The organism is Serratia grimesii NBRC 13537, from assembly GCF_001590905.1.
In the GTDB taxonomy this organism is placed as follows: domain Bacteria; phylum Pseudomonadota; class Gammaproteobacteria; order Enterobacterales; family Enterobacteriaceae; genus Serratia; species Serratia grimesii.
In genome coordinates, this window is record NZ_BCTT01000003.1 from 188,104 (window position 1) to 213,376 (window position 25,273).

Genomic DNA, 25,273 nt, shown 5'->3' on the forward strand with positions numbered 1-25,273 from the left:
AAACCTGCTTCTGCCCTCAGGTTTCCAGCTGTTGTATTGCTTTGCCGTCGGGGATCAAAACCTAATGAAACGCCTGTTAGCTCCGCTTTCCATCGTTAACCAGGTGGCCATATTGATGCTGCTTCTGGGCATCCTGGGTGTTGCTGGCATGAGCATTTCCGCCTGGATGTCGCAAAGCATTCAAGGTAATGCGCACGCCATCAATAAAGCCGGTTCGTTACGTATGCAAAGTTATCGCCTGCTGGCACAAGTGCCGTTAAATGCCCACAGCGAAACACTGATTCGCGAATTGGACCAGGATGCAAACAGCCCTGATTTGCAACGCTCAGTAGAACAAGAGCAGCTGACCGAACAATTCCAGGCACTGAACAATTATTGGCAATTAACACTGTTGCCACAACTGCGCGATGCCCGTCGACCTGCCGATGCGGCTGCACAGGTTGCACATTTCGTCTCACTGCTGGATACGCTGGTTTCTGATATAGACCATCACACCGAACGCCGGCTACTGACAGTAACGCTGGTGCAGGCGGTGTTTATCGTGCTGACATTGCTGCTTTTGGTCGGCACCATTTGCTATCTACGCCGTCGCTTGCTGCACCCATGGCGCCAGTTGGTGGCGATGGCACTGTCGGCAGGCCGTGGCGATTTTAGTCGACGCTTTGCTCAGCGCGGCCACCAGGATGAAATGGCCTCGCTCGGTGGCGCGTTAAACACCATGTCCGACGAATTGGCCACAATGTACACCGGGCTGGAACAACGGGTTGCGGAAAAAACCGCTGACTTGCAGCAAAAAAATCAGGTGCTGAGTTTTTTGTATTGTGCCAGCCGCCAGTTACACGCCAATGAGCCGCTGTGTAGCCGACTGACGCCAATACTCAATAAGTTACAAGCCTTGACGCCATTGCGTGCCATTCAGGTGAGATTGTACGAAAACAATAGCCAGGAACAATTTGTACAATTGAGCGGCAACCAGCCGCTTCGACCGGAATACTGCAACAACCCGGTCTGTAGCGCTTGTCTCAGTGATGACGGCCCACAGCACGCCGATCTCCCGTTGCTAAGCTGGAGCCTGAGCGACAAGCTGGGAGATTACGGTGTCATTGTCGCGCAACATACGTCGCAGCAGCCACTGAATGATGACCATCAGCAGTTGATAAACACCTTGGTTGAACAGTTGACCAGCGTGCTGGCTATCGAACGCCAGGTTGATCATCAACAACAGTTGATGCTGATGGAAGAGCGCGCAGCGATAGCCCGCGAGCTGCATGATTCCATCGCCCAGTCACTGTCGTGCCTGAAGATGCAAATCAGTTGTCTGCAAATGCAAGGCGCTGAGCTGTCACCCGCTAATGTGGCGCTGGTTCAACAGATGCGCGAAGAACTGAACATTGCCTATCGGCAACTGCGCGAATTGCTGACCACTTTCCGTCTGCGGTTAACCGAACCGGGGCTACTGGCGGCATTGCAGTCGACGGTACAGGAATTTAGCCAAAGGCTCGGCATCACCATCAACCTCGATTATCAATTAACGCCACGTACAGTGCCTGCGTATCAGGCCATCCATCTGTTGCAGATTGCCCGTGAGGCGTTAAGCAATATCCACAAACATGCCCAGGCTAGCCAGGTAAACATTCAGGTGATCAATCAACGAGGGGAAGTGACCCTGAGTGTCAGTGATAACGGTCGTGGACTGCCGAAAAATACCGACCGCCCTGATCATTACGGCCTGATAATTATGCGCGATCGCGCCAAAAGCCTGCATGGCCGCTGCGAAATATTACCCCGCAGCGGCGGCGGCACTGAAGTCCGGGTGGTATTCAAGCCGGACAACCACGCCATCGACTAATGGGAGAAACCATGACCACCGAAACTGCCGCCACTATTTTATTGATTGATGACCACCCAATGCTGCGCAATGGCGTAAAGCAGCTTATCGGCATGGATCCGCGCCTGCACGTGATCGCTGAAGCCGGTAATGGCGAACAAGGCGTCACACTGGCCGAAGAGCATGATCCGGATCTGATCCTGCTGGATCTCAACATGCCGGGTATCAACGGCCTGGAAACGCTGGATCGTCTGCGAATGACCGCGCTCTCCGGACGTATTGTTGTGTTTAGCGTATCGAATCATGAGGATGACGTAGTCAGTGCGCTAAAACGCGGCGCCGATGGCTATCTGCTGAAAGACATGGAACCCGAGGAACTGCTAAAAGCCTTGCATCAGGCAGCAACCGGTCAAATGGTACTCAGCGAAGCCCTGACGCCCATTCTGGCCGCCAGCCTGCGTGAGAACCGCCCCAGCGCCGAGCGTGATATCCAGCAGCTCACTCCGCGCGAGCGCGATATTCTCAAACTGATTGCTCAAGGTCTGCCAAACAAAATGATTGCCCGTAAGTTGACCATCACCGAAAGCACCGTCAAGGTGCACGTTAAACACCTATTGAAAAAAATGAAGCTGAAATCACGCGTTGAGGCCGCAGTATGGGTGCTACAGGGAAAGAACGGCTAGTTATTGCCGTATAACGGCCCAGTCTCTGCCGGGATAGTTGGCGGTTGCAGTATTTTTACCGGTGGCAGACCTTCATCGGCACCGGCAGACAACGCCAACGGTGTCGTCACCTGCAGTTGAATCCAGTTTGAGGTCACCAACTGGTGCTTGTCATCCTCCAGCGTGACCGATAAACGGTAGCTATTGCTGGCACCAGGCGAGTCATCCCATTGCGGTACAATCAGGCTCCATCCATGCGGATCATTACTGTTTTGCGACGGCGTCAAGCTCAGGGCCTGCGTGTCCCCCTGCCAACTGACGTGAGTAATCTTGTTGGCTGTTTTGATCTCCAATACCAACGGCAGCGTTTCTCCAGGATTCAACTGCCAGGGTGGCGTCGCCAAGAACACCTGTAACGTTTTACGCTGACGGAACGCCATCACCGGCACATTTTTCCGTTCAATGTTGTCATAACGGCTGCCGCGTAACGACTTGGCCTGAGCAACATATTCTGGCGATATCTGTTTCACCAATGGCACGCCCAGTCGATAGCTTAACGCCAGCTCGACCTGATCCTGACTGACCCCACCTTCGCCCATTTTGTGCAGCGCTTTGACTGTGACCAAGGGTACCGGAGTATAATTTACCCCCAACTGCATGGCGCGCGGGTCATTTTGCTTTTTACCACTGCCAAACAGGTCAACATTCTCTCCCCAATACTGCTCATAGCTGAGCGAGCCACCAATCTGGCGATAAAATGGCAGGTAACCCTGCGTAGTAATGTCATAACCACTCGCTGGCCGGCTAAGGAACTCAGCGTTATTCGCCTGTTGCGCCAGAGCAGATAAGGGATAGTAATAGTTTGCAGAGAAACGCAGGAAATCGCCCCAGGCTTCCGCGCCCAGGCTGGCACGGTTATGATGGCGTTCGAAATCACTGTCGAGCACCGTGTTATACCCCAACAACCAATCGCCAGCGACCCAACGCTGCCCAACGCCCAGGTTGCCTAGCGAACCGCCCGTTTGTTGCATCAAACCAATCTGGCTGTAAGTCAGCAAGCCGTTGACATCATACAGTGGGCTGAACAACTGACCGCTGCTACCGGTAAAATCCCCTTGATCGGACATCACCAGTGACAGTTTGGCGTTACCCAGGGGTGAAAGCAGCTCCTGAGCCTGCTGTTGCAGTACGCTACTGGCCTGGCCTACCGCATAGCTCTCGGCACGGGTGCGCACCTGTTGGCTCGAAACGTTATTCAGGTTACGTTCACCCAGTTGTTTGGCCATGGTGGCCCACTCTTTTTCGCGCTCCGCGTCATTCGACACGCTGCCGCCCAATTCAGGCAGACTATCGTTTGTGCTCGGTTGCTGGGTAACCTTGTCTGGCGCCGGTGGGGACTCGGCATAGGCGGGTAACGTACAGGTGAACGCCCCCAACAACCACGCGGCCGGTGAGTAGCCAATAAGGCGTGAGAGGAAATGAATGGCTTCTATCACTGTATAACGTGCTTTTTGTGTAACGTCTGTCATTACGCAGTCACCGCCTCCTCATCCAGAGGACGTGGCACATAAACCTTTTTTTGCTGCAGCCACTCCCGGCAACAGACACCCAAACGGTCACACACTGGCTGTACAGAGAGCATCTCTCTGTCGGGTGCCGGAACACCAAAGTGCATCATGAACCCCAAAGTCTAATCGGTTTCTGATGAGAAACAATCAGATAAACCTCATTCATTGTTGTGACAACGTCACCTAAAACAAAATTTAGCCAGAGTGTGTTGCCGCTATCAGACTCATACTTAAAGCCCCACACCTAAAGGGTAAAATTCACTTTATTTCATTATCAATTTTGCCGAAAAAAAGAGCATCGCCAAACAGTGAATCAAACTAATCCATTGATTATAAATATAAATTAAAAATATCAATGTGTTTTTCATCACCCCGTACAACGCTTTGCGACCCTCCTCGCAAGACTGAACAAAGGCAAATCATTCACTCCCTGCCCATCGTGTTTTGCCGCTATTTTGAACACTATTTTCAGCTCTACAAGGACGTTTTATGCTCGATAGTCCACAGTTTGATCTCTGGTATCGGGGCTTGTTTATCCTGGCTATGCTCCTTTCGGCAGCGGCGGCAATACGGCTGATTGATTCCCTGTCACAGGGGCCTATATCACCTCCGTCACCCCAGACAACGCGTTGGATCTGGTTGATAGCCCTTGGTGCCGGGTTAGCAGCTCTGCCCTTCGGTATCCCACTGCCACAACGTGTCCTCTTACTGCCGGTGGCCGCCCTCTTGCTCGCGCTGGCGTTCATCGACTGGCAATGCCGCTTGCTGCCGGACCGCCTGACACAACCGTTGCTGTGGGCCGGACTGTTGGTTAATCAGCAGGGCTATTTTGCCTCACTGACTGAGGCAGTCACGGGCGCTACCGCCGGTTATCTGTCTCTGTGGCTGCTCAATGCGGCCTATCGTCGCAGACACGAAACGGACGGCATTGGCCAGGGAGACTTTAAACTGCTGGCGGCATTGGGTGCCTGGACGGGATGGGCGGCTTTGCCGGTACTGGTCACTGTCGCAGCGGCCGCCGGTCTGTGCACCACGGCAGCAGCCTGTTTATTGCGCAAAACCGACTGGCATTCACCGCTGCCATTTGGCCTTTATCTGGCTGTTTCCGGTTGGTGGGTTCTGTTGTCAACGGCAGAGATTGGCTGAACGCCTTTTCACGGTGAAATCACCTTATTTCACCTTTATTCACCCTGACATAGCCCGTCCAGTCCCGTGGGCTGCTGTTATAGCCGAGTGTTGAGACCACTGTTATGGCGAGTGCCCGCCTGTGCCACTATGATTTATTTAATCAAACATGGGAGGTTGTATGATCGGTCGTGGTTTATTCGCACTCATGCTCGGCACGGCATGTGTTACCGGTTCACTGTCGTTTACGACACAGGCCGCGGGCACCTTTACCCTCAGCTCACCGGCATTTCAGGACGGCGGTACGCTGGCACAGAAATATGCCGGAGCCACACCGGGTAACGCCAGCTGCACCGGCGACAACATTTCGCCACCGCTAAGCTGGACCAACCCGCCGGCAGATACCAAAAGCTTCGCCCTATTGTTGTCCGATCCAGAGGGAAAAGCCGGTCTGGGCGTCAGTCATTTAGTCGCCTATGGCATCCCTGCCACCACCAACGGATTCGCTGAAGGCGATCTCACCCAAGGTAAAGGCTTTGTCGGTGGTAAAAATTCGCCCGGTACCGCGGTTTATCATGGTCCCTGCCCACCGGCCGGCTCCGGGTTTCATCACTATACGTTTGTGCTGATCGCCACCGATCTACCGCCTCATGCGCTTGGCCCAGGATTAACCCGTGAGCAACTACTGGAGAAATTAAAGGGCCACGCCAAGGGCGGTGCGGGGATTATCGGTCGCTTCGGCCAATAATCGCTCAGGCGGTTAGCGCCTCTATCGGTCCCAAACAGCTCCCGGCACTGGGGGGAACATGTCGGGTTACTTACTCACGCGATCCAGATACAGCATGCTGTTGGCGATATCCACGTTGGCGTCTTTGACGTTATCGCGCAGAGCCACCAGCGTTTGTCCCTGCAATGCCACCACATAAGGTGAACGGGCCTGTAATTCGCGCTGCAAGGCGACGTAGCGTGTCGCGCGTTTTGCCCCGTCACCTTCCGCCGCCGCTGCGCGGGTTTCCGCACTCAGTGCCGGGATGTTCCACTGGGTACGCCATGCCAGGGTTTTCGGCCCGTCGGGCACGTTGTAAGCAAAGGCGCTGGCGTTAGTGTTCGGATCCAGATAGTCGGCCCCCCAATAGGTGAAAATGGCCTGGAAATCACGACTGCGCATTTTGCCCCACAGATCGCTTTCCACCACCGGATGGATATCCAGTTGCAAACCTGCCTTGGCAAAGCTGGCCTGCAGCGCTTGGGCAATATCGGTATACGGTGGCTGGTTGATGACGATCAGATCAATATGCGTCCCTTCAGCGATACCGGCGTCATGCAGAATCTGTTTGGCCTTGTCTACGTCGAGTTTGAACGGTTGATCGTCGATGGCACCGTCCAGCCCGAGCGGCAGAAAGGCTTGGTGGACGCGGTATTGTCCCTTCAGTAGGTTGTCAGCTATCGCCTGATAGTCCACCAACCAGCGCGCAGCCTGCCACAATGCAGGGTTGCTCAATGCCGGCGTCTGTTTGCTGCCGGTGTTAAAGCCGAGGTAATAGACTTTGGACGAGTCCTGCTGCTCTATCCTCACACCCGGCTCTTTACGCAGCGAATTGAACTGATCGGCCCCCAGATCATAGGCCACGTCAGCATCCCCCTTGAGTAACAACAGCCGTCGAGTACCGGCATCGCTGACGTTCTTCAGCAGCACCGTTTTCAATTTGGCTTGCGGTTGAGCGTAGTCGTTGCGACTGAACAACAGTGCCTCATGCGGGACATAGTTGCTGACGCGATAAGGCCCGGCCCCTGCGGAATTCGACCGTAACCAAAGATTACCGTAGTCACCCTGTTGGCTGTGCTCATTCAACAGTTTTTCATCGACGATCGACGCTACCGGCGCAGTCAATAGTCGCAACGCCAGCCCGCTGCCGATATTGGCCGACCAACTCACTTGCAGTTGGTTGTCACTCAGCTTCGTCAACTGGCTCGCTACATTATCCGGCGTCCAGCCGAACTCGCCGAGAATAAACGACGGTGCTTTGTTCAGTTTCACCGCCCTTACCAACGAGAAGATCACATCCTCCGGTCGCACCGGGTTGCCGGAAGCAAAACGTTGGTTAGCTTTCAGGGTAAAAATCAGGCTGTGGCCGTCCGCACCCACCTCCCAGCCACTGGCCAGTTCCGCTGCCAGTTTTTCCGGTGTGCTACGGTCAGGCGTAAGTAGCCGCTGATACAGATTGACCAGGTTGGCCGAACTGACAGTTTCAAAGCTTTCGGCCGGATCCAGACTGATGATGCCTTCCAGCGAACTGACCACCACCAGTGTGTCTTTTGGGGTAGCAGCCTGCGCACCAACGCTCGCCGCCAGGGCGCTGAACAATAAGGTGGGGATTAACCGTTTCATGAGATGCACTCTCCAGAATCACGCGGATGCGCTATTTTTTCGAGTGTAGAGGCAGTGACTTAGCAGAAGAACGACTATAAATTGCTTTATTTATTACGCAGATGAATATACCCGCCGGGTTAAGGGCGGGCAGTTTTCAGTTCACCAAACGGCCGTGCGCCATCGCCACCGAGCGATCGCACATGTGGTCAATCACGTCGGCATCGTGGCTGACCAGGATCATCGTCAGGTCACCTGCCCGTTTTAGCTCATTGAGCAGGTTGAGGATCTCCGCCTGCACCGACATATCCAGTGCCGAGGTTGGCTCATCCAGTAACAATAGCTTGGGTTTTAGCAGCAGCGCACGCACTATCGCCACCCGTTGGCGCTGACCACCGGAAAGCTGATGCGGATAACGATCTAACAACCGGGGGTCCAACCCTACCTGACGAAAACCGGCGCTGATTTTCCTTTCGATGTCACTCTCTTTCAGCAATTTCAGCGGCTCCGCTAATGTGCGCAGCAGCCGGTGCTTGGGGTGTAGCGAGGCGTAGGGATCCTGAAAGACCATTTGCACCTCACGCCGCAGCGTGCCGGTAAAAGGCCGTCCCGGCTGTAGGTCATGCCCCAACAGCTGGAACCCCCCGCTCCAATTTTCATTCAACCCAGCCAGCACCCACAACAGCGACGACTTCCCACAGCCGGAAGGGCCAACGAGGCCGAAACACTCACCCTGCTCAATATGCAGGCTGACTTCATGTACCACGGTGCGCAATTCATAGCCCTGCCGGTGGCTGACACTGAGGTTATCCAAAGTAATCAAGCTCATTTCAGTGACTCCAGCAACGCGCGATCCAATACGGGCAACTGTTTACCGTGCGTTTCCCGACTTGGCCGACACGACCACAGTGTGCGGGTATAAGGGTGAGTGGCTGTTGCCAGGCGATCAGCAGGTAATTGATCCAGCAGTTCACCCTTGTACATCACCAGCACCCGCTCGCAGTAGTGCGCAACCTGCTGTAAATCATGGCTGATCAAAATCAGGCCCATATTGCGTTGCTCGACCAGATTCTCGATCAGTTGCAGTACCTGATCGCGCATCTGGTGATCAAGCGCCGACGTTGGTTCGTCGGCAATCAGTAACTGCGGATCGTTAATCAGCGCAATCGCCAGCATCACACGTTGCCCCATACCACCGGACAACTGATGTGGGTAGCGTTGGCGTAGCGCGACCGGATCGGGCAACCCCACCGCCGCCAGCATATCCAGCACTTTCTCCCGCCGTTCGGCACGGCCCAGGCGGGTATGCAGTAACAGTGGCTCTTCCACCTGACGACCAATTTGTTGAGTCGGGTTTAGCGCATGTTTGGGATCCTGCATCACCATTGCCACTTTGTTACCACGCAGACGGTTCCACTGACGTTCATTCAGCCGCGTCAGATCCTCTCCCCCTAACGTCAAACGCTGCGCCTGCAATTGTAACGGCGGTGGCAAAAGCCCCATCAAGGCGCGCGCGGTCAAAGATTTGCCCGAACCAGATTCTCCCACCAGCGCCAACCGTTCCTGTCCCATGCTGAAAGAAATACCTTTGACCAGTGGCTGCGCCCCTGGCAGTGCCACCGACAGCTGTTCAACGATCAATAAATTGTTATCAATGCCCATGTCGAGGATCCATTTTATCGCGCAGGCCATCGCCCAACAGGTTAAAGGCCAGACTGGCAAACAGGATTGCCCCACCCGGTGCAGCGGCAACCCACCACTGATCAAAAATCACTTTACTGCCTTCAGCCACCATCGATCCCCATTCCGCGGTTGGCGGTGCCACACCCATACCGAGAAACCCCAAACCGGCGGCAGACAAGATAATCCCACCCAAGCTCAACGCAGCACGAACCACCGCACTCGGCAGACACAGCGGCAAGATATGGCCGGCCATCAGCCGCAAACCGCCAATGCCTTGCATACGTGCAGCCGCCAGATAATCACTGCGGCGCAGCGCGAGTGTTTCCGCCCGTGCCTGTCGGGCAAAAGAAGGCCAACTGGTCAATGCCAGAGCCAGTGCGCCATTCATCAACCCTGGACCGAGTACCGCAACAAACGCCAATGCGATTACCAGGCTTGGCAACGACAGAAAAATATCGGTCACGCGCATCAAAATACGCTCAACCCAGCCACCGAGGTAACCGGCGCTGATGCCCACCAATAACCCAATCGGGATGGTCAACAACAGGATCAATGACACCAGAATTAGTGTTGGCCGCGCGCCATAAATGACCCGTGACAACAGATCACGCCCAAAACCGTCAGTACCCAGCCAATGACCGGAAGACGGCGGCAATAAACGCATCTCTATATGCTGTAGATTGGGGTCAAAGGGGGCTAGCCACGGAGCCAGCAATGCGGTGAGGATCAAGATCGCCACCAGCGTGGCACCCAACGTCAGCGCGGTCATTTTGCCACGCGAGCGATAACCGGTTGCCGGCTCGTTCTGGGGTTCATGTTCAGAAAGGTATTGGCTCATCGGGTTCGCGGGTCCACTAAATAGGTCAGCGCGTCAGCCAGCGCGTTAAGCACCACGAAACAGGTGCCAATCAACAATGTTGCGCCAAGAATTGCCGGCGTATCTGCGGCAAACAGTGCCGTGGTCAGATAACGCCCAACCCCCGGCCAGGCAAACACCGTTTCGGTCAGCACGGCACCTTCCAGCAAACTGGCATAGGACAGTGACAATACCGTAATCAGTGTGCCGAGCACGTTGGGAAAAACATGGCGCAGCAAAATCCGCGTGCGGCTGGCGCCTTTGGAGCGGGCCAGAGTCACGTATTCTTTATTACACTCTTCCAGCATGGCTGCACGCAGCAAGCGTGTAATACCCGCCATCGACAGCAATGCCAGTGCGACCACCGGCAACCACAGGTGACTGATGGCGTTATAGAACATCTCACGATCGCCAGACAACCAACTGTCAATCAGGATAAACCCGCTGCGCGGCTCCATGCTGTACAGATAGATATCGTCCAGGCGGCCCGGCCCTGCCGACCAATGCAGCGTGGCGTAAAATAACAACAATCCCAGCAGGCTAAGCCAGAAAATAGGTACTGAATAACCGATCAACGACAACAGACGTGCCACGTTATCCAGCCAGCCACCCGGTTTAATCACGGCGAGAAACGCCAACGTAATGCCGCCAACCGCACCGAGGATAATGGCGCAAGTTGCCAGTTCCACCGTCGCTGGGAAGGTACGCAGCAAATCGCTCAGCACAGGTTGCGAAGTAATGCGTGAGATCCCCATATCCCCGTGTGCCAGATGAACCAGATAACGCCAGAATTGCACCGGCAGAGGTTGATCCAACCCCAGATCGTGGCGTACCTGTGCATAAGTGGCTTCGCTGGCGTGATCACCGGCGATCTGCAACGTGGGATCAATTGGCGCCAAATGCGAAAGCATAAAGGTGAATAACAGCAGGCCAAGCAGTGTTAGCGCCAATGACAGCAAGCCGGTGAACAGCCCGCGGCCCCAGCGCCAACTACGCCGGGCGAACCCGGCGGAAGAAATACGGCTTATCATTACTTACTGACCTTGCTGTAGAACACCATGTCAGGATTGATGCCCTGCTCGTAACCTTTGAGGTTGTCACGTACCGCAATCAGGCTACGTGCCTGTAAGCCAATCACAAACGGTGAACTTTGTTGAACGGCTTGCTGCAACTGTTGGTAATCCGCCACCCGTTTAGCGGTGTCATTTTCCGCCGTTGCCGCCAGCGTCAATTTGCTCAGCGCAGGAATTTGCCAGTTGGCACGCCAGGCCAAGGTTTTGCTACCGTCTTCCGGGTTATAGGCGAAAGCGGCGGCATTGGTGTTCGGATCAAAATAGTCCGGCCCCCAGGAGGTCAGCGTCGCATCGTAGTTCAGGGATTTAACCTTGGTAGAGACTTGCGCACTGAGACCCGGCACCAGATCCACCTTCACGCCACCCTGCGCGAAGCTGGCCTGCAATGCCTGAGCAATATCCAGATACGGCGGCTGATTGTTGACCTCCAGCTTAAAGCTGACGTTTTTCAGACCGGCCTTAGCCAGAATCTCTTTAGCCTTAGTCGGGTTAAAGCTGTAAGGCTGATCCTTCAGCGCCCCCAGATAACCCTCTGGCAGGAATGCTTGATGCGTCTGGAATTGGCCTTTCAGCAGGTCGTCGGCGATACCTTTATAGTCGAATAACCAGCGCGCCGCTTCCCAGAAGGCCGGGTTACCCAGCGCCGGTGACGCCTTGGCGTTGAACTGCAAGAAATAGAGCGATGCGTACGGGATAGCCAACGGTTTGACGCCCGGCTTACCTTTCAGTGCCGCCATCTGGTCAGCCCCCAGGTTACGCGCAATGTCCGCATCTCCCTGCTCAATCAACAAACGACGGGCGGCTGGATCCGGCACGTTTTTGATCAGGATGGTTTTCAGGTTTGGTGCGCCTTCAGGCGAGGTAGGATTGGCGTCAAGCACCACCACTTCATGCGGCACATAAGTACGGATTTTATATGGGCCACTGCCGGCAGAATGGCTGTTCAGCCACTGGTGTCCCAAATCATCACCCTGCTGATGCGCCAGCGCTTCTTTGGCATCGACAATCGAGGATACCGGAGCCGAAAGCAGGCTCAACACGAACGCCGGGCTGACGTTTTCGCTCCAACTGATTTTTACCCGTTGATCGTCCACCTTGCTCAGGTATTGGTCGACATTTTTAGCATTCCAGCCCAGTTGAGTCAGGATAAATGACGGCTCCAAATTCAGCTTCACCACCCGTGACAGCGAGAAGATCACGTCCTCCGGGCGTAACGGGTTACCGCTGGCAAATTTAGCATCCGGGCGCAGCGTAAACGTCAGGCTGCGGTTATCACTGCCCGCCTGCCATTCACTGGCCAGTGTCGGTTTAAGCGCGATCGGGTTTTGAGGATCCGATTGAATCAGGCGTTGATACAGACTGTTGAACGACTGCACCGTGGTTAATTCAAACCCTTGAGCCGGGTCAAAACTGACAACGTCATCGATTGACTGAGCAATCACCAGGGTATTGGCTGGGGTTGCTGCCTGCGCGCTGAAACTGGCCGCCACAGCCAAAAACACCAAAGAAAGAACGAACGCTTTCATCAAAATCTCTCCAACCGGATGGAATTTATAGTAATTTCGCGAGTGTATGTGAGAGCCATCGGCAGGCGAAGGTACTTAAACAACTATAGATATTCTTTTTATGTCTATAGCTGAGATTTTGATTATTAAGCAGGCGACACTCTGTTATCAGCACGCCATCAAGGAGCTAAACCAAGCCATATGTAACAGGTTTACGTGCCAATTCGTAGAAGAGAAAACAACATTTGAGGATGTGAAACAAAAAGACCTAACCTCCCCCCAAAACTCTCAACTCAACAGCAAAAAGAAACCGTGAACACGATTATTCGCCAATAAAGCCGCGGGCAACAAACACAGCCACAATCGCCGGAAGAAACTCTCCTGTGGAACAATTGGCACAATGAAAAAACAAACGCCGCAAGGTTAGAAAGCGGCATCCGCTCTGCCTTTCGCCGGACACAGTGTCTGGCCCGGCTTCCGTCATTTCCCTGATCAAATTTGGTAGTCGATCACCGCATCGAGCTGTGAAGAGAATACCTTGTCTTTAATTTCCGTCAGCGACAGCGTCGGGTTACATAGCTGGATAAATCGCCATGCATAGTTACGTTGTAACTGGCTGCGTTTTAACCCTAACCAAACGGTATTGGGTTCAAACAAGTGTTCGGCATTGAGGCTGACCAACCCGTGGTCACGCTCCTTCTCGTACGACATGTCTGCCAGCACGCCAACTCCCAACCCCAGTTCAACATAGGTTTTGATCACGTCAGAATCCTGCGCGCTTAGGGCGATATCCGGCGTCAAACCAGCCGCCTTAAAGGCGCTGTCCAGCCGCGAACGACCGGTAATCCCCTGACGATAGGTGATCAGCGGTAAGGTGCTGAGCATTTCCAGCGTCACCTGGGGTTGGCGGGTCAATTCATGCCCTTCCGGCACCAAAATGGTGTGATGCCAGCGATAATAGGGAAACGCAGCCAAGGATTCGTCACTCATCAACCGCTCACTGGCAATACCAATATCGGCTTCGCCGGAAGCCAACATACCGACGATTTCTTCAGGACTGCCCTGATTCAGTACCACTCGCACCCGCGGATACAACGCGCGGAATTCTTTAATCACCCCAGGCAGGCTGTAGCGCGCCTGAGTATGAGTGGTAGCAATGTGTAACTGCCCAGCGTCGTTGCTGCTGAATACGTCCGCCAGACGGCGGATATTATTGGCGTCGTTCAGGATGCGTTCCGCCACCACCAGCAGCTCTTTGCCCGGCTCGGTCATGCCTAATAAACGCTTGCCACGACGGATAAATATCTCAATGCCCAGTTCTTCTTCCAGCTCGCGAATATGACGACTAACCCCGGATTGCGAGGTAAATAACGTGTTGGCCACTTCGGTCAGGTTATAGTTGCAGCGCGCCGATTCCCGAATGATTTTTAATTGTTGAAAGTTCATCCACTCCCCCTGTCGATCACTATTGTTAATCACAGTGATACGGAATCTGATCTAAGGGGACAAATAAGAAATAACCTTTAGTTATGCATTTTCATGCTAAGTACATTTTTCACCAGGGTGAAATCACTGTTTCATCACCAAAAAATCCATGAATGCATTTAAAATTATAGAGTTAAATATCCACAATTAAAATATGGATTATATCACCATACAGAATAAAGTTATTAACTATAGGTATTAGATATATATAGCCTAAATAATTCAAGTAGCGTCGTGGTGGCACTGGCGACGGATGGACTAAATAGCAACACAGCCAAGTATAAGGGGGATAAACGAAAAGAGGCTCAATATGTTGAGCCTCTTGATATGCAGAATGCCTGTCAAGCCGTTGCTTCGCCCCCGATAGGGCCAGAGGTATTCTGTTGCAGCCACTGCTGCACATAACTAACCAAATCACCGATGCAATCGTCCTTCATGCCGTGGTTTTTTAGCTCGTTATCCAGCGCGAACAGATACTGGGCATTGGTGCCTAATGGCCCGCTGGCGCTGGCGATCAACGGGGCGATCACCTGGTGGCTGGTATCTTCTTCAAACAGGGGATGCTGTGAGTTCATCACAAACACCAACGCGGTGACGACTTCACCCTCGGCAAGTCGAAGATCACACCAGGTAGGCAAATAACAGTTGGTCACCATTTCGCGCTTCCACAGCAGTTCCAGCTCTTCGCGCAGCTTGCTTTCGGGCAGGCGGAACGCCAGACCGGTGGTATTGCCGCCCTCTTTCAGCGCCAACATACGGCCAGGCTGATGCAACGTACCGCGCCCGGCGGTCAACCGTAAACAGAAGGCGCGATGCCAGCCTTGCAGCGTGGCCGGTCGCACCTCTTCAGATTCAAATACCGGATTCCACATCAGTGAACCGTAGCCGAAGACCCACACAGGGCTGTTATCTGGCCGACGGGATAAAGTACAATCCAGTGAGGCCGCACGCTGCTCTGATGTCAGTAACAGCGACTCCTCAATGGTGCCGAATGCTGTTTTGCAATCCGCATTTTGCAGAAAATCTCGCGTTAACACCTTAACAACCTCCCGGGAATAGGATTGCTCATACTCCCTAGCCACTGTTCAATCTTAATTATTGTGTGCGGAATTTTATTAATTAATTAAACCTTTCCACGTTAATAAAGACCTTATTCTTTTCTCGGTAAGCAATCAAGTTTCAAACGATGTTTAAAGTGAAAAAGTATTTGTACTCACGAGCAATAATATCGAAAGTTAAAATACTAAATCTAAGCATGTCGAGATTTCTCTTTCTCTCATTCGTTAAACGCCTGGAAAGCCGATCGCTATCCAGTCACCGAATTGGATGACCAGGCCGCTTCAAACAGCAAACAATTCTCATTATCAAATGGCATGGTATACTCACCGCCAAACGAACATAAGGAGAACCCCGTGACTACCGAAGCCCCACGCTCACGCGCGCCCTACCTGATTGCAGTCAGTGCCATTCGCGATATTACCCCACACCTGCGTCGTATCACTTTTACTGCGCCCGACTTGTGCTATTACCCGGCTAACGCTGCTGCCGCACACATTAAGGTTTTCCTGCCGCTTGATGGCCAGATGCAACCGGACCTGCCAACACTGACCGAAAATGGCCCACGTTGGGCAGCGGATGCAGTACGTCCGATAGTTCGTACCTATTCCATCCGTTCGGTACGTCCGGAACAGGCAGAAATCGACATTGAGTTCGCCATACACGATCACAGCGGCCCGGCAGTTAACTTTGCCCGTGAAGCTAAAACCGGCGATAAAATTGGTATCAGTAATCCCGGTGGCCCTAAACCGATGCTGCCACAGGCCGATTTCTACTGCCTGGCTGGCGATCCTTCTTCATTACCTGCACTGGCGGCATTGTTGGAGCGCTTACCGGCACACAGCGAAGGTCATGCTTTTATCCGTGTTGATACCCCCGCCGACGTGATCGACCTGAAAAAGCCTGCGGGCTTTGAGCTGAGCTGGATTATCGGTGGCACCGAGAAAACCGCCGAATTAGTCACGCAGTTTTGCGCCTTACCGTTGCCACAAGCCGACACTCAATACTGGCTCGCGGGTGAAGACCGCTTGGTGGTCGAACTGCGCCGTTACCTGCGCCGTGAGCGCCAATGTGATCGTAATCAGCTTTATGCCGTACCTTACTGGCGTGAAGGGCTAAATGAAGAGGGTTATCATAATAAACGGCATGAAATTATGGATAATATTGACGACTGATGAGAATTTTTCCCTTTATTAACGGTGTCATACACACACAAACTGCAATTTATGTGCCGTTAATGGATAAAATCAATCTCACTACGTAAAAATAAGTAAAGAAAACCGCATCCCGTGCGGTTTTTTTGTTAACCTAGTCACAGTTTGCAAGCATTCGCTTTTGCAAGTGAAACAACATCACATCATTCCCCGGCACGCACCACCGGGTGTATCCTATTATTATTAATTAAAAATACATTCTGGATGCGCGAAATTGCCTTTCACGGCAGCCAGCGATGACGGGACCACGCTTTTTGAGAAGGAGTACCATCGAAATGAAGTCGCAAAACGATCCTGGCCGATCCAAATCCCGCCACACTGAGTATTCGCTGCTTTTCCCGATCGCCGCGCTGGTGGTGCTGAATCTGTGGGGCAGTACCAGTAACTTCCCACTGATCGTCGGCATTAACATTATTGCTTTGATCGGTATTCTCAGCAGTGCCTTCAGCGTTGTCCGCCATGCTGACGTATTGGCCCATCGTTTGGGTGAACCCTACGGCTCGTTGATCCTCAGCCTGTCAGTGGTGATCCTGGAAGTGAGCCTGATTTCAGCGTTGATGGCGACCGGCGATGCCGCGCCGGCTCTGATGCGCGATACGCTCTATTCCATCATTATGATTGTCAGTGCCGGGCTGGTGGGTTTTGCCCTGCTGCTTGGCGGCCGCAAATTTGCTACCCAGTACGTTAACCTAGGCGGCATTAAACAGTATCTGATGGCGATTTTTCCGCTGGCGGTGATTGTACTGGTGTTCCCGAGTGCGCTGCCGGGCGGTAACTTCACTACCGGTCAGGCGCTGCTTGTTTCAGTGATTTCTGCCGCCATGTATGGCGTATTCCTGGTGATCCAGACCAAAACTCACCAGAGCCTGTTCGTCTATGAGCACGAAGACGACGATGGCGACCCGCACCATGGTAAGCCTTCCTCGCACAGCAGTGCCTGGCATGCCGTTTGGCTGATCGTGCATCTGGTTGCGGTAATCGCGGTGACCAAGTTTAATGCCAATCCGCTGGAAGGTTTGTTAACCAAGGTAAATGCCCCGGCGCAATTTACCGGCTTCCTGGTCGCCCTGCTTATCCTGTCGCCTGAAGGTCTGGGAGCACTACGAGCAGTATTGAATAATCAGGTACAGCGCGCCATGAACCTGTTCTTCGGCTCGGTGCTGGCTACCATTTCCCTGACGGTACCGGCGGTCACCGTCATCGCCACACTGACCGGCCAGACGTTGATCTTCGGTTTACAGACGCCGCATATCGTGGTGATGCTGACGGTGTTGCTGCTATGCCAGCTTTCGTTCTCCACCGGCAGAACCAACGTGCTGAACGGCACTGCGCACCTGGCGCTGTTTGCCGCCTATATGATGACTATCTTTGCCTGATCAACCGATGGGCGCACGTGCTGCGCCCATCGTCTTTACACCAAGAAGATTATATTGCGAAAAACACACCCGCCGCGATACCGCCAAACAGAATCCATTTAATGATGTAATAGCCAGTACGGTTCCACGCTTTTAACCGTTTCCCCACTTTGCGCACCGCATAAATGTACTTGAATAGCTTATTGACGCCACCGGTACGATCGCCCTCTTCATTTGGCGCGGTAGCCGCACTCATGAGGTTACGGCCCAACCAATGGTTGATACCTTGTGCCCAGCGAAAACGCATTGGTCGTTCTATGTCACAAAACAGAATCAGCCGATTCTGCCCACTCTGGTTTTCGGCGAAATGCAGATAGGTTTCATCAAACATCACACCCTCGCCGTCACGCCAACTGTAACGTTCGCCATCCACTTCAATAAAGCAGCGATCATCATTCGGCGTAATCAACCCCAGGTGATAACGCAACGAACCAGCATAGGGATCACGATGACGCGGTAAACGGCTGCCATCTGGCAGTTCAGCAAACATTGCGGCCTTGACCGAAGGCAGGCTGCGCAACAGCGCGGTTGTTTGCGGGCACAGGCTCATCGCCGAAGGGTGGCTGTCTTCATACCACTTCAAATAAAAGCGCTTCCAGCCGGTTTTGAAGAATGAATTGAAACCGGCGTCGTTAAATTGATCCGACGCTTTAATCTGTTGGATCGCCATTAACTGCTGCCCTTCATCACGGATGGTTTGCCAATTATCCCGTAACGTCTGTAGCTCTGGGAATTGCTCCGGTTTCAAATAGGGCGTAGTCGGCACGCGTGAAAACAGGTACATAAAAACATTCAGCGGTGCAGTAAAGGTGGAATGATCAGAAAGTTGCCGCCAGAAGGTATAACGCACCCGCCCACGGTAATGCACATACACAACGCATAAAATAAATAGAAGTAAAATAATGTATTTCATGATTGAACCGCATTGAAGATCCCAACACCCTGTACGCCAATCCAGCGTACACCCCAGTTATTTCCTTTTGGCGGTTGAATCGCGTCGCCCGTCTGGAACACCACTAATCATTAACGCTAATTAAACGAAAATCTATACAAAAAACCACAATAATTTACACAAAAGCTAAACGAGCGGGGTTTAATGGCAGCAAAGAAAAAGGCCGCCGAAGCGGCCTTTGGTTAACAGGCAGGTTTTAACTGTAGGCGTTGAGCGTGCGCTGGCACAGGGCGGAGCGGACGCAGTCTTGTTTATCAAAGCGGATGATGCCAATCATTTCATCCTCTTCGAAGCGCTCCATCGCGTCGCTGAGGCCGGACTTCACGCCGCGCGGCAAGTCGCACTGGGTTATGTCACCATTGACGATTACCGTGACGTTCTCACCCAAACGAGTCAGGAACATCTTCATCTGGCTGGCGGTAACGTTCTGGGCTTCATCCAGGATAACTACCGCATTTTCGAAGGTACGCCCGCGCATATAGGCGAAAGGCGCGATCTCTACCTTGCCGATTTCCGGACGCAGGCAGTATTGCATAAAGGACGATCCTAAACGGCGCACCAGAATGTCATACACCGGACGGAAATAAGGAGCGAACTTCTCAGAAATGTCCCCGGGTAAGAAACCGAGGTCTTCATCCGCCTGCAAAACCGGACGAGTAACAATAATCCGATCCACTTCTTTATGTATAAGGGCTTCTGCCGCTTTCGCAGCGCTGATAAATGTTTTGCCGCAGCCGGCTTCACCGGTGGCAAAAATCAACTGTTTCTTATCTATGGCTATTAAGTAATGACCCTGAGCTTCGGTTCGCGCCAAGATGGGAGAGCTATCGCGCTTATCTCGCGCCATGCCGATAGACTCAACACCACCCATTTGTACCAGCGAGGTTACGGACTCTTCTTCAAGCTGGCGATGACTACGAGCGTCACGACGAATAACGCGTTTCGCTTCACGACGTGCTTTGATCACTGCTTTTTGTCTCATAGTGGCACCTTACAGTTTGTTTCACCTACCGCAACGGCCTGGCCGTGCGATTATGTTTCACATACAGATGAGGTTTTGGCTCCCTTTTGAGCCACCAATAGCCAATAAAAAAAGTGAATACACAACGGGCTTTTCGGCACGCCGATTTTTCACGGGATAACGCGGTTGCGTAATTAAACGTAGAGTAAAAAGTGACAAGAATTTGGAATGACGGGAGTGTAGTTTGGTCAGGAAAAGAGAGTCGGAGAGAGAGCCCTCGTTACAACGAGTCATCAGGAAAGGTCTGTTATTTTTTCTTTCTAGCCCAACCAAGGACTTTACCATTAGCGATCCCCGCAGTGATATTTACAGCTTCGAGCTGTGCACCGTGTGAAAACTACCGCCAGATGATTACAGTATAATGACATTCAAACCTTGCGCGTTGCTAAAATGTAAAAAAATTTAATCTTTTTTGTTTTTAGACGCTGCCAGAACACTATATCACGCCGATTACGTCATTCAATAAAATTTTTATCAACTTGCAGATCAAATAGTTATGATTAAAACCCGTGAATGACATTTCGGTTTCCTGATTAAATTTTGCACAATCAAAAAACTGCCATTCTCACTCAATTTATAAATAAAAAAGGCGGGAAAGCTCCCGCCATGGTGTTCTTTGATTACGTCGGTACACTCACGTTTCGATTACTCAAAGGTATAAGAAACGCTCAGCCCACCGCCCCAGTTTCTCCCCGGAGCCGGTTCGTAGTAACGGCCATTCCCTTCATTGACGATTACCGACCCCACATATTGCCGATCAAACAGGTTATCTACCCGACCGAAAACATTAAGCATCCAATTGCCTACTGGATAACGGTAGCCGGTATTTAAGCCCACAGTGGTATAGGCCGGAGCCTGTTCAGTGTTGGCATCATTTACCTCGATATCGCTCATATAGCGAACCTCCGCACCGGCATACCAACCTTCTGGAGGGGACCAGGCCAAAGAGGCAAAGCCCATATTACGCGCGATGCCTGGCATACGGTTGCCACTTGGCACATTGTTCGCTGCCGAACACTGGCTATCACCGCATACATCATCACGATAGCGCGCGTCCAACAACGTCCAGGCCAACTGGACACGCCAGTCGTAGGCGAACTGCTGATCCAGTGCCAGCTCCAGCCCACGTCTGCGGGTTTGCCCGGCATTTTTGTAACTGGTACGCCCGTTGCTGCTTTCATCCACCACAATTTCATTACGTGTGTCGGTTTGGAAAACGGCAGCGGTCAATAGTCCATTACCAATGCGGGTTTTACTGCCCAACTCCACCGTATCGCTGGTTGAAGGGTTCAAACCAAAGTTGAGCCCTGCCTGATCGCCGGAACGGTAAGACAGCTCATTAATAGTCGGTGTTTCAAAGCCACGACCGGCAGACAGATACAGGTTCCAACCGCTCATCACGGCATAGTTGAGCGATCCGGCTGGTAACCACTTATGATAACTGGCACTGCCACTGTCATCGCCATTGCTGCCGGTGATGTAGTGATCGTTGGAATCAAAATTGACGTTGCTGTAACGCATGCCCATATCCAGCGTCAATTGTTGGGTCAACTGCCACGACGTTTGCAGGTACGGATCCACATTCCACATCAGGTTACGCTCGTTCCGACGCAGCGCACCTTCGGTGCCAAGTTCCGTTACGCCGTTAACCTGAGTAAAGTTTTCATACCCTTTGCGCTGTTCGGTCATGGTTTCATAGTCCAGCCCACCGGTCAGGGTATAAGGCACACCCAGTTCGCCACGGTGCGTCCACCGGGTATCAATCCCCTGATAGTGACGCGTCAGATCAATCACTCCACCGGGATGCTGCGCACTACGCTGTTGTACCGCAACCGGGATCGACTGGTATTGCGTGGTTTCACGCTCACCGGCGTACATCATGATGCTCAAGTCATCATTGACGCCCATCTGGCGCTCATAATGCAAACCGGCCTGGGTTTGCGATGTGCTTTTACGCGTATTGTATTGATCGGCGCGTGGCGCCTGACGTGGATTATCATGCCATTCGGCTGACGTCAGCCCCCCCGGATCATTGGCATGGATATCGACACTGTTGAATAGCAGCGTAAGCGTGCTGACATCGTCGATCCGCACACCCAGTTTGGCATTGCCGAGATTTTTCTGCGCACCACTGTGATCACGGAATCCTTGGGTAGTAAAACGCGTGCCAGAAATGGTGTAGTTAACATCACCCGCGTGGGTCCCGTCACCGGTGGCCCCGGTCGCCTTGACGCCATAGCGCCAGGTGCCGTAACTGCCAAAGTACGAACTGGCTTCAAGGCGGGTAGGCTGTTGGCCCGTTTCAGTTTCCACGTTTACCATGCCGCCTGATGCGTTACCGTAAAGTGCGGAAAACGGCCCGCGCAACACTTCCACCTTTTCGACCGAATTCAGGTCTATGTTCGACGTTTGCCCCTGCCCATCCGGCATGGTGGCGGGAATACCGTCAACATAAATACGCACCCCACGCACGCCATACATCGAGCGTGCGCCAAAGCCGCGCACCGATAACTGCAAGTCTTGCGCATAGTTCTGGCGATTTTGAATTTGCAGGCCAGGTACGCTACCCAGACTTTCCGACAGGTTGATCTGCGGTCGTGCCTCACGGATTTGATCGCCCGTGACCACGCTGACGGCCGCCGGGGTTGAGAGTTCAGAAAGACCGCTGCGCTTGGCAGTGACCACCATGGTCTGTTCGCTATCCTTGTCCTGCGCAAAGCTGGCAGAAACAGGCAGTAGTGCTGGAATAACCAGCGCTGAAACTGCCAACCGGTTTTTATGAGTGCTTTTCATCAGGAGAATGCCGTTAAAGGGATCGAATTATATGAACCATTTGGAACGTTATGGCCTACATGTTAATGCTTTTAACAAAAAATAAAAATAGTTAGCCTAATTAAAGCCCGGTCCCCCAATTGCGCAAGGCCGCTATTGATTTTAATTAACAGTGGTTCATCGTGAATGGCAGAAATAATGAGGCGGGGAAATCCCCGCCAGATGAGATGTGACTTACGCCTTTAGCAGCCCACTGCCCAGGTAATCATTGGCGTCATTTACCCCCGGTAGCGCAAAGAAATAGCCGCCGCCGATAGGTTTGACATACTCTTCCAGTGCCTCGCCATTCAGCCGTTTTTGCACCGTCAGGAAGCCTTTTTCCAGATCGGCCTGGTAGCACACAAACAGCAGCCCCATTTCCAGTTGGCCGGAATTGGATACGCCGATCGAATAGCTGTAGCCACGGCGCAACAGCAAGTTGCTCTGCGTTTGTGGCGTGCGCGGGTTTGCCAGGCGAATATGCGCATCCATCGGGATCATTTTACCTTCGGGATCTTGGGCATAGTCTGGCTCGTCATGCTCATGCTTCATACCAAGCGGCGCCCCGCTGTGCTTCTCGCGACCAAAGATGGTTTGCTGTTCCTGCAACGGTGTGCGGTCCCAGAACTCCACGTGGAAACGGATAATACGCGCAGCCTGATAGCTGCCCCCTACCGCCCATGCGGGTTCCCCGGCATTGTCGGCGACCCACACCACCTGATCCATCAGTGGTTTGTCATCGGTTTTCGGGTTGGCGGTACCATCTTTAAAGCCCAACAGGTTGATCGGCGTTTCCTTGCCTTTGCTGCGTGCCGCGTGAGCGGAAATAAACCCTTCTCGCTTCCAACGCACGCTGAGCAGATCCGGCGAATGCTTGATAATGTCACGCAATGCATGGATCACCGTCTCATTGGTATTCGCACAGATCTGCAACACCAAATCGCCGTGGCACAGGCTGGCATCCAATGAATCATTGGGAAAGCGCGTCATTTTCTGCAACCGCAGCGGTTTATGCGCCTGCAGGCCGAAACGTTCGTCAAACAACGAGGTGCCAACCGACACGGTGATAGTCAGGTTATCCGGATAAATTTCCGGTCCCATAATGCCCGAATCAAGTGGTGGCAACTTGGGATCCACTTCCGGTGCCTTACCGCCCGTGGTCAAAAATGCAATGCGGGTTGTCAGTAGCCGAAACAGCCGCTCTAAATCCTGTTTGTTACTGGCCAGCACGTCGAACGCCACCAGCATCATTGCCGCCTGCTGCGGCGTGAGGATCCCGGCCTGATGTACGCCATAGAACGGCTGCTTCTGCCAACGTTCGTCCTGCGGCACTGCCAGTGGCTCGGCAGCGCTATCTTTTGCCTGAGCCAAACGGCTGCCACCCAGCGCCAAAACGCCGAGCCCTAACCCTTGCAGCAAACGACGACGCGACGGTGACGCCGCGCCTTGGAATTGCTGATGCAGCCCGTTTTCCGGGCCGATCTTGTTACTCATAGTGCTTTGCCTCAATCCAGACCCAGAACGCCACGCAGTTGTGACAGGTCTTCCGCCAGAGTCGTGATTGGTCCTTTCATTGCTTTACGATCGGCATCCGTCAGCTTCTCGTAAGACTCATAACCCTCTTTGGTTTTGTATTTCGCCAAAATGGTATCGACGGTTTTGAAGTTGGCGTCAATCTTGTCCAGCAAGGGTTTGTTCGCCTTAACCAATAGCGGACGCAGCAGGTTCACAATTTTTTGTGCGCCGTCGACGTTGGCCTGGAAGTCCCACAGATCAGTACGGCTGTAACGGTCTTCTTCACCGCTGATTTTGCTCGCTGCCACTTCCTCGATCAAACCGGCTGCACCACCGACCACTTTGCTTGGCGGGAAGGTCAGATCGTTCACGCGTTTTTGCAGCTCAACGGTGTCGTTGTACAATTGCTCAGCGTACTTGCTCATGTCTTTGGTGGTGTTGTCAGCAAACAGCGCTTTTTCCAGACGGTGGAAACCGGTGAACTTCGGATCTTCTGCTTTCTTCTCGTAATCGTCTTCACGGGCATCGATACTGCCGTCCAGATCAGAGAACAGCTCAGCAATCGGCTCAATGCGTTCGTAGTGTTGACGCGTTGGAGCATACAGTTTGCGCGCCTGCTCCACGTTGCCGGCTTTTACCGCATCGGTGAACAGTTTGGTCTGTTTAACCAGCCCTTCCACTTCTTTGGTCACGTATACTTTGTATTCGGCAATCGGCCCAACCAAATCCATTGTATTAGGTTTACCGTCAGTTGCGGCGCCAGCCGCAGCCGTCACGGTCAATTTTCCCTTCGGATTGCTGAGCAACCCACAGGTCATATCGTACTCACCCGCATCGAGATTAGCCGTCATTTTCTGAGTGAAGCCTGGCGCGATATTTTCGCGCTCTTCTACCACCATCACCCCTTTCAGGATTTCCCACTCAACGTTTTTTTGACTGGTGTTGTGCACCACAAATTGGGTTTTACCGGCCGGCACTGTCAATTGCATCGGCTCACACTGTTTATCGTTTACGGTAATCTTTACCTGCGGCACATCTGCCGCCAAGGCATTAATGCTCAGCGCAAATGCCGGGAGAGCCAGTAATGCTGCGTGCAACGCCTTGCGGCGGAATAATGGAGTAGACATACAAATTCC

20 protein-coding genes are annotated in these 25,273 nt (G+C 52.9%); 6 read left to right on the plus strand and 14 right to left on the minus strand.

Translation table 11 applies throughout. The features are described 5' to 3' along the window. The first annotated feature begins 64 nt into the window (after positions 1-64). On the plus strand, positions 65-1,849 hold the full coding sequence (narX, locus tag SGR01S_RS03205) for a nitrate/nitrite two-component system sensor histidine kinase NarX (protein ID WP_061806510.1): 1,785 nt from the start codon (positions 65-67) through the stop codon (positions 1,847-1,849). Positions 1,850-1,860: 11 nt separating this feature from the next. Beyond that, entirely contained in the window at positions 1,861-2,511 is a 651-nt protein-coding gene (narL, locus tag SGR01S_RS03210) for a two-component system response regulator NarL (protein WP_037419136.1), read from the plus strand. On the opposite strand, the gene SGR01S_RS03215 is transcribed toward narL, so the two are convergent. After that, positions 2,508-4,019, minus strand: coding sequence for a YchO/YchP family invasin (locus SGR01S_RS03215; protein ID WP_061806511.1), 1,512 nt, complete (start codon positions 4,017-4,019; stop codon positions 2,508-2,510). The genes narL and SGR01S_RS03215 overlap by 4 nt on opposite strands. A gap of 528 nt (positions 4,020-4,547) precedes the next feature. Here SGR01S_RS03215 and SGR01S_RS03220 point away from each other — a divergent pair. Together SGR01S_RS03220 and SGR01S_RS03225 are read left to right on the plus strand one after the other, a co-directional pair. After that, complete coding sequence (locus SGR01S_RS03220) at positions 4,548-5,204, plus strand: prepilin peptidase (protein ID WP_061806512.1); 657 nt, start codon at positions 4,548-4,550, stop codon at positions 5,202-5,204. 160 nt (positions 5,205-5,364) lie between these two features. Beyond that, positions 5,365-5,931, plus strand: coding sequence for a YbhB/YbcL family Raf kinase inhibitor-like protein (locus SGR01S_RS03225; RefSeq protein WP_061806513.1), 567 nt, complete (start codon positions 5,365-5,367; stop codon positions 5,929-5,931). A 66-nt stretch (positions 5,932-5,997) separates the two neighbouring features. Here the strand turns inward: SGR01S_RS03225 and SGR01S_RS03230 are convergent, their stop codons facing one another. From SGR01S_RS03230 to SGR01S_RS03270, 8 genes are all read right to left on the minus strand, one after another. Further along, entirely contained in the window at positions 5,998-7,572 is a 1,575-nt protein-coding gene (locus SGR01S_RS03230; protein ID WP_061806514.1) for an ABC transporter substrate-binding protein, read from the minus strand. A 136-nt stretch (positions 7,573-7,708) separates the two neighbouring features. After that, the gene (locus SGR01S_RS03235; RefSeq protein ID WP_061806515.1) at positions 7,709-8,380 is read right to left on the minus strand and encodes an ABC transporter ATP-binding protein; all 672 of its coding nucleotides are present in this window, start codon (positions 8,378-8,380) and stop codon (positions 7,709-7,711) included. Next, positions 8,377-9,213 carry an ABC transporter ATP-binding protein gene (locus SGR01S_RS03240; protein ID WP_061806516.1) on the minus strand — a complete coding sequence of 279 codons (837 nt, stop codon included), beginning with the start codon at positions 9,211-9,213 and terminating at the stop codon, positions 8,377-8,379. The genes SGR01S_RS03235 and SGR01S_RS03240 overlap by 4 nt, the downstream gene beginning before the upstream one ends. Further along, a complete protein-coding gene (locus tag SGR01S_RS03245; protein WP_037419116.1) occupies positions 9,203-10,072 on the minus strand; it encodes an ABC transporter permease in 870 nt (289 codons plus the stop codon). Before SGR01S_RS03245 ends, SGR01S_RS03240 begins: the two co-directional genes overlap by 11 nt. Then, a complete protein-coding gene (locus SGR01S_RS03250; protein WP_061806517.1) occupies positions 10,069-11,121 on the minus strand; it encodes an ABC transporter permease in 1,053 nt (350 codons plus the stop codon). Before SGR01S_RS03250 ends, SGR01S_RS03245 begins: the two co-directional genes overlap by 4 nt. Continuing rightward, positions 11,121-12,689, minus strand: coding sequence for an ABC transporter substrate-binding protein (locus SGR01S_RS03255; RefSeq protein WP_061806518.1), 1,569 nt, complete (start codon positions 12,687-12,689; stop codon positions 11,121-11,123). The genes SGR01S_RS03250 and SGR01S_RS03255 overlap by 1 nt, the downstream gene beginning before the upstream one ends. Before the next feature lie 471 nt (positions 12,690-13,160). Beyond that, positions 13,161-14,114, minus strand: coding sequence for an HTH-type transcriptional regulator Cbl (cbl, locus tag SGR01S_RS03265; RefSeq protein WP_061806520.1), 954 nt, complete (start codon positions 14,112-14,114; stop codon positions 13,161-13,163). Positions 14,115-14,494: 380 nt separating this feature from the next. Further along, positions 14,495-15,190: a gamma-glutamylcyclotransferase gene (locus SGR01S_RS03270; protein WP_061806521.1), complete on the minus strand. Its 696-nt coding sequence runs from the start codon at positions 15,188-15,190 to the stop codon at positions 14,495-14,497. Positions 15,191-15,565: 375 nt separating this feature from the next. On the opposite strand from SGR01S_RS03270, the gene SGR01S_RS03275 reads away from it, so the two are divergent. Together SGR01S_RS03275 and chaA are read left to right on the plus strand one after the other, a co-directional pair. Next, positions 15,566-16,384 (plus strand): siderophore-interacting protein, encoded by an 819-nt coding sequence (locus SGR01S_RS03275; protein ID WP_061806522.1) that lies wholly within the window; start codon positions 15,566-15,568, stop codon positions 16,382-16,384. Between the two features lie 314 nt (positions 16,385-16,698). Next, on the plus strand, positions 16,699-17,799 hold the full coding sequence (gene chaA / locus SGR01S_RS03280; RefSeq protein ID WP_037419099.1) for a sodium-potassium/proton antiporter ChaA: 1,101 nt from the start codon (positions 16,699-16,701) through the stop codon (positions 17,797-17,799). 49 nt (positions 17,800-17,848) lie between these two features. Here the strand turns inward: chaA and lpxO are convergent, their stop codons facing one another. The 5 genes from lpxO to efeO all read right to left on the minus strand — a co-directional run bounded on the left by lpxO (position 17,849) and on the right by efeO (position 25,264). Beyond that, on the minus strand, positions 17,849-18,751 hold the full coding sequence (gene lpxO, locus SGR01S_RS03285) for a lipid A hydroxylase LpxO (protein WP_037419096.1): 903 nt from the start codon (positions 18,749-18,751) through the stop codon (positions 17,849-17,851). Between the two features lie 235 nt (positions 18,752-18,986). Continuing rightward, the gene (gene phoH / locus SGR01S_RS03290) at positions 18,987-19,772 is read right to left on the minus strand and encodes a phosphate starvation-inducible protein PhoH (RefSeq protein ID WP_020827477.1); all 786 of its coding nucleotides are present in this window, start codon (positions 19,770-19,772) and stop codon (positions 18,987-18,989) included. Positions 19,773-20,456: 684 nt separating this feature from the next. Next, positions 20,457-22,604 carry a TonB-dependent receptor PqqU gene (gene pqqU, locus SGR01S_RS03295; protein ID WP_037419091.1) on the minus strand — a complete coding sequence of 716 codons (2,148 nt, stop codon included), beginning with the start codon at positions 22,602-22,604 and terminating at the stop codon, positions 20,457-20,459. 213 nt (positions 22,605-22,817) lie between these two features. After that, the gene (gene efeB / locus SGR01S_RS03300) at positions 22,818-24,116 is read right to left on the minus strand and encodes an iron uptake transporter deferrochelatase/peroxidase subunit (RefSeq protein ID WP_061806523.1); all 1,299 of its coding nucleotides are present in this window, start codon (positions 24,114-24,116) and stop codon (positions 22,818-22,820) included. Positions 24,117-24,127: 11 nt separating this feature from the next. Further along, positions 24,128-25,264 carry an iron uptake system protein EfeO gene (gene efeO, locus SGR01S_RS03305; protein WP_061806524.1) on the minus strand — a complete coding sequence of 379 codons (1,137 nt, stop codon included), beginning with the start codon at positions 25,262-25,264 and terminating at the stop codon, positions 24,128-24,130. Between the last annotated feature and the right edge of the window lie 9 nt (positions 25,265-25,273).